2 tRNA genes and 3 rRNA genes are annotated in these 5,988 nt (G+C 56.8%); all 5 read left to right on the top strand.

From position 1 onward, the window contains the following. Positions 1-502 precede the first annotated feature (502 nt). The 5 genes from J2X65_RS26780 to rrf all read left to right on the top strand — a co-directional run bounded on the left by J2X65_RS26780 (position 503) and on the right by rrf (position 5,748). A 16S ribosomal RNA gene (locus J2X65_RS26780) occupies positions 503-1,987 on the top strand. 178 nt (positions 1,988-2,165) lie between these two features. Beyond that, a tRNA-Ile gene (locus tag J2X65_RS26775) sits at positions 2,166-2,242 on the top strand. Positions 2,243-2,283: 41 nt separating this feature from the next. Continuing rightward, a tRNA-Ala gene (locus J2X65_RS26770) sits at positions 2,284-2,359 on the top strand. 342 nt (positions 2,360-2,701) lie between these two features. Next, positions 2,702-5,531, top strand: a 23S ribosomal RNA gene (locus J2X65_RS26765). 102 nt (positions 5,532-5,633) lie between these two features. Beyond that, a 5S ribosomal RNA gene (gene rrf, locus J2X65_RS26760) occupies positions 5,634-5,748 on the top strand. Together the 16S, 23S and 5S rRNA genes with 2 tRNA genes alongside form the textbook arrangement of a ribosomal RNA operon. Positions 5,749-5,988 lie beyond the last annotated feature (240 nt).

The raw sequence follows: 5,988 nt of genomic DNA, 5'->3' as shown, positions 1-5,988 counted from the left end.
GCTGTTGACACCCGGAACGGCCCCCCCTATAACGCCGTTCATCGACGGGGCGCGCCGCTGACGCGGTGCTGACGCTCCTCGGTTGATCCCGACAGAGACGAGGTCTTCGGACCGGCAGTCGCCGGAGGGGTTAACTGTCGACATCACTAAGGGTGTGAGCCCTTAGGTTGAGGGGCTTCGGCAACGAAGCGCCGATCGGCCGGAAGGTCGAGGATATTGCCCTTCGGGGCCGGTCGCAAGACCATGGGCTTCGGCCCGTTGAGGCTTACGGGTCTCGTGCTGTTTGACAGGTATAGAAGAAGAAAGAGAAACGTGGACGGCGGGGTCCTTGCGGGATCCGGTTGGTTGTCCGATCGCGAGATTGGACGGTTGATTGGGTCCGAATGAGACTTCGGCGTGTTTACGTTCTCGAGACCGGATGATCCCGCGAGGGATGTCCTGGTCTCAACCTCGTCAAGAGGTTTTGAGCGTAGCGACATTAGCCGTGATTGAATATCTCATTCAACTTGAGAGTTTGATCCTGGCTCAGAACGAACGCTGGCGGCAGGCTTAACACATGCAAGTCGAGCGCCCCGCAAGGGGAGCGGCAGACGGGTGAGTAACACGTGGGGATCTGCCCAATGGTACGGAATAGCTCCGGGAAACTGGAATTAATACCGTATGTGCCCGCAAGGGGAAAGATTTATCGCCATTGGATGAACCCGCGTCGGATTAGCTAGTTGGTGTGGTAAAGGCGCACCAAGGCGACGATCCGTAGCTGGTCTGAGAGGATGATCAGCCACACTGGGACTGAGACACGGCCCAGACTCCTACGGGAGGCAGCAGTGGGGAATATTGGACAATGGGCGCAAGCCTGATCCAGCCATGCCGCGTGAGTGATGAAGGCCTTAGGGTTGTAAAGCTCTTTCGCCGACGAAGATAATGACGGTAGTCGGAGAAGAAGCCCCGGCTAACTTCGTGCCAGCAGCCGCGGTAATACGAAGGGGGCTAGCGTTGTTCGGAATCACTGGGCGTAAAGCGCACGTAGGCGGATGGTTAAGTCAGAGGTGAAAGCCTGGAGCTCAACTCCAGAACTGCCTTTGATACTGGCCATCTCGAGTCCGGAAGAGGTAAGTGGAACTGCGAGTGTAGAGGTGAAATTCGTAGATATTCGCAAGAACACCAGTGGCGAAGGCGGCTTACTGGTCCGGTACTGACGCTGAGGTGCGAAAGCGTGGGGAGCAAACAGGATTAGATACCCTGGTAGTCCACGCCGTAAACGATGGAGGCTAGCCGTTGGTGAGCATGCTCATCAGTGGCGCAGCTAACGCATTAAGCCTCCCGCCTGGGGAGTACGGTCGCAAGATTAAAACTCAAAGGAATTGACGGGGGCCCGCACAAGCGGTGGAGCATGTGGTTTAATTCGAAGCAACGCGCAGAACCTTACCAGCCTTTGACATGTCTCGGACAGTTACCAGAGATGGTTTCTTCTCTTCGGAGCCGGGAACACAGGTGCTGCATGGCTGTCGTCAGCTCGTGTCGTGAGATGTTGGGTTAAGTCCCGCAACGAGCGCAACCTTCGCCCTTAGTTGCCATCATTCAGTTGGGCACTCTAGGGGGACTGCCGGTGATAAGCCGCGAGGAAGGTGAAGATGACGTCAAGTCCTCATGGCCCTTACGGGCTGGGCTACACACGTGCTACAATGGCGGTGACAGTGGGACGCGAACTCGCGAGGGTGAGCAAATCTCCAAAAGCCGTCTCAGTTCGGATTGCACTCTGCAACTCGAGTGCATGAAGTTGGAATCGCTAGTAATCGTGGATCAGCACGCCACGGTGAATACGTTCCCGGGCCTTGTACACACCGCCCGTCACACCATGGGAGTTGGTTTTACCCGAAGGCGCTGCGCTAACCCGCAAGGGAGGCAGGCGACCACGGTAGGGTCAGCGACTGGGGTGAAGTCGTAACAAGGTAGCCGTAGGGGAACCTGCGGCTGGATCACCTCCTTTCTAAGGATGTTCCTTCAGGAATGCCCCGGTCCTCGGATCGCGGCGCCTATCGGAGCTCTTAGATCATAGCCGGCCCGTCAGGCCGGCAACATGCGGGACGCCGCCGTCTTCGTTTCTCTTTCTTCATGGACGAGCCCAGGCCACGGCGCTGTCATTGGACGGCGCCTGAACTGGCTTGGGGCCTGTAGCTCAGGTGGTTAGAGCGCACCCCTGATAAGGGTGAGGTCGGACGTTCGAGTCGTCCCAGGCCCACCATTTATCGACGATGCGTCTGCTGCCGGGCCGCTCACCTTGACGGGGCCATAGCTCAGTTGGGAGAGCGCGTGCTTTGCAAGCATGAGGTCGTCGGTTCGATCCCGTCTGGCTCCACCATCCCTTCGGCGGGTGGTTGTCGAGCTGAGGATTGGCGTTTTCTCGTCCATGAAAACCTGAATTCGTGCTGCCGTGAGCGTGTCTCCGGCAGGGCGTGTTGTCTGACATCGTGAAAAAGCATTCATTCGATCGGCCGCAAGGCAGGTCGTGATCCGGGAGCGATCCCGGAGACGCGTCTGGCGGAGCGTGACCGCGCCGTCGTCGAATGATGCGAAGCAAGCTGGTCTTTAGAATAGCTTCGATACCGTGGAACGGGTCTCTCAAAACCGTTCCGCCCCCGAGCTCTCCGCACAGAGCGCTCGGAGCGAGTTCCTACTTCGGGTAGGTATCGAAGATGAGAACGATCAAGTGTCTTAAGGGCATTCGGTGGATGCCTTGGCGCTGAGAGGCGATGAAGGACGTGGTACGCTGCGATAAGTTACGGGGAGCTGCGAACAAGCTTTGATCCGTAAATTTCCGAATGGGGAAACCCACCTTCGACGACTGGGACTCTGAGGTCTTGCCTCAGGGCGACATCTTCGGATGTTCCTTGGCCGTGAGGCTTTGGAATTCCAGTTGTCAGATGAAGGTATCAAATCCTGAATCCATAGGGGTTTGAAGCGAACCCGGGGAACTGAAACATCTAAGTACCCGGAGGAAAGGACATCAACAGAGACTCCGTTAGTAGTGGCGAGCGAACGCGGACCAGGCCAGTGGTGAATGTGCGACAAGTGGAACCGGTCAGGAAAGCCGGGCCTTAGTGGGTGATAGCCCCGTACACGTAATGCAATCATTCATCCTCGAGTAAGGCGGGACACGTGAAATCCTGTCTGAACATGGGGGGACCACCCTCCAAGCCTAAGTACTCCTCAGCGACCGATAGCGAACAAGTACCGTGAGGGAAAGGTGAAAAGCACCCCGACAAGGGGAGTGAAACAGTTCCTGAAACCGGATGCCTACAAACAGTTGGAGCTCAAGGTTCGTCCTGGGTGACAGCGTACCTTTTGTATAATGGGTCAGCGACTTAGTCTGGCGAGCAAGCTTAAACCGATAGGTGTAGGCGCAGCGAAAGCGAGTCTGAACAGGGCGTTCAGTTCGTCGGATTAGACCCGAAGCCGGGTGATCTAGCCATGAGCAGGTTGAAGGTGCGGTAACACGCACTGGAGGACCGAACCGGTGCCTGTTGAAAAAGTCTCGGATGACTTGTGGCTAGGGGTGAAAGGCCAACCAAACTCGGAAATAGCTGGTTCTCCGCGAAAACTATTTAGGTAGTGCCTCGCGTGAATACTCCAGGGGGTAGAGCACTGGATGGGCTAGGGGGATTTACCATCTTACCAAACCTAACCAAACTCCGAATACCTGGAAGTAGTGCGCGGGAGACAGACGGCGGGTGCTAACGTCCGTCGTCGAGAGGGAAACAACCCTGACCTACAGCTAAGGCCCCCAAGTCGTGGCTAAGTGTGAAAGGATGTGAGAGTCCGAAAACAACCAGGAGGTTGGCTTAGAAGCAGCCATCCTTTAAAGAAAGCGTAACAGCTCACTGGTCTAGGATTCTTGCGCCGAAAATGTATCGGGGCTCAAGCCACGCGCCGAAGCTTAGGGTTTGCCTTCGGGCAAGCGGTAGCGGAGCGTTCCGTAAGCCTGCGAAGGAGGACCCGTGAGGGCCTCTGGAGGTATCGGAAGTGCGAATGCTGACATGAGTAACGACAAACAGTGTGAGAGACACTGTCGCCGAAAGTCCAAGGGTTCCTGCGTAAAGCTAATCTGCGCAGGGTTAGCCGGCCCCTAAGGCGAGGCCGAAAGGCGTAGTCGATGGGAATCAGGTGAATATTCCTGAGCCTGTGGGTAGTGACGAATCCCGTGTGTTGTCAGACGAACTGGTTCTGTTCTGGCTTCGAAGGGGTTCCAGGAAATAGCTCCCACGTTAAGCCCGTACCCGAAACCGACACAGGTGGACTGGTAGAGTATACCAAGGCGCTTGAGAGAACTATGCTGAAGGAACTCGGCAATTTACCTCCGTAACTTCGGGATAAGGAGGCCTTTCATGTGGGCAACCATGTGGGAGGGGCACAGACCAGGGGGTGGCAACTGTTTAGCAAAAACACAGGGCTCTGCGAAATCGCAAGATGACGTATAGGGTCTGACGCCTGCCCGGTGCCGGAAGGTTAAGAGGAGAGGTGCAAGCTTTGAATCGAAGCCCCGGTAAACGGCGGCCGTAACTATAACGGTCCTAAGGTAGCGAAATTCCTTGTCGGGTAAGTTCCGACCTGCACGAATGGCGTAATGACTTCCCCGCTGTCTCCAGCATAGACTCAGTGAAATTGAATTCCCCGTGAAGATGCGGGGTTCCTGCGGTCAGACGGAAAGACCCCGTGCACCTTTACTGCAACTTTGCACTGGCATTCGTGTCGGTATGTGTAGGATAGGTGGTAGACTTTGAAGCGAGGGCGCCAGCTCTCGTGGAGTCATCCTTGAAATACCACCCTTATAGATATGGATGTCTAACCGCGGTCCGTCATCCGGATCCGGGACATTGCATGGTGGGCAGTTTGACTGGGGCGGTCGCCTCCCAAAGAGTAACGGAGGCGCGCGATGGTGGGCTCAGACCGGTCGGAAATCGGTCGTCGAGTGCAATGGCATAAGCCCGCCTGACTGCGAGACTGACAAGTCGAGCAGAGACGAAAGTCGGCCATAGTGATCCGGTGGTCCCACGTGGACGGGCCATCGCTCAACGAATAAAAGGTACGCCGGGGATAACAGGCTGATGATGCCCAAGAGTCCATATCGACGGCATCGTTTGGCACCTCGATGTCGGCTCATCACATCCTGGGGCTGGAGCAGGTCCCAAGGGTTCGGCTGTTCGCCGATTAAAGTGGTACGTGAGCTGGGTTCAGAACGTCGTGAGACAGTTCGGTCCCTATCTGCCGTGGGTGCAGGAATATTGAGAGGATTTGTCCCTAGTACGAGAGGACCGGGATGAACGTACCTCTGGTGGAGCTGTTGTGGCGCCAGCCGCAGTGCAGCGTAGCTATGTACGGTCGGGATAACCGCTGAAAGCATCTAAGCGGGAAACCCACCTCAAAACGAGTATTCCCTTGAGAACCGTGGAAGACGACCACGTTGATAGGCCGGGTGTGTAAGTGCAGCAATGCATTGAGCTTACCGGTACTAATCGTTCGATTGGCTTGATCGTTCTCATCCTCGATATCTATCAAGGATCAACGCTCTCCAAAGACCAGATCTCAACAGATCGCTCTCACGAGCCTTGCTTCGCAATATGCGCGTGCTTCGCCGGCCTGGTGGCCATTGCGAGGAGCCTGAACCCGATCCCATCCCGAACTCGGCCGTTAAACTCCTCAGCGCCGATGGTACTATGTCTCAAGACCTGGGAGAGTAGGTCGCCGCCAGGCCTGCAAAGCACGCGCAACGCTTCTTCACACCCCGCAAAACCCCGCCAGACAGACATGTCCGGCGGGGTTTTGTCTCGTTCCGCCGCCACAGCGCACCCCACGCCACGCCGCACGCCGGAGCCCCGCAGACGAACCGCGGCCGCGGCACCGGCCACAGTCCCCGCCGCCTAGCCCTTCCCGCTCCCGCCGCGCCAGACAAATACCTCGTCCGGCGCAAACCCATCCCGGTCATAGCCGGCG

The sequence above is a fragment of the Ancylobacter sp. 3268 genome (genome assembly GCF_031456575.1).
Classification (GTDB): domain Bacteria; phylum Pseudomonadota; class Alphaproteobacteria; order Rhizobiales; family Xanthobacteraceae; genus Ancylobacter.
This window is presented reverse-complemented; position numbering and strand designations above follow the sequence as displayed.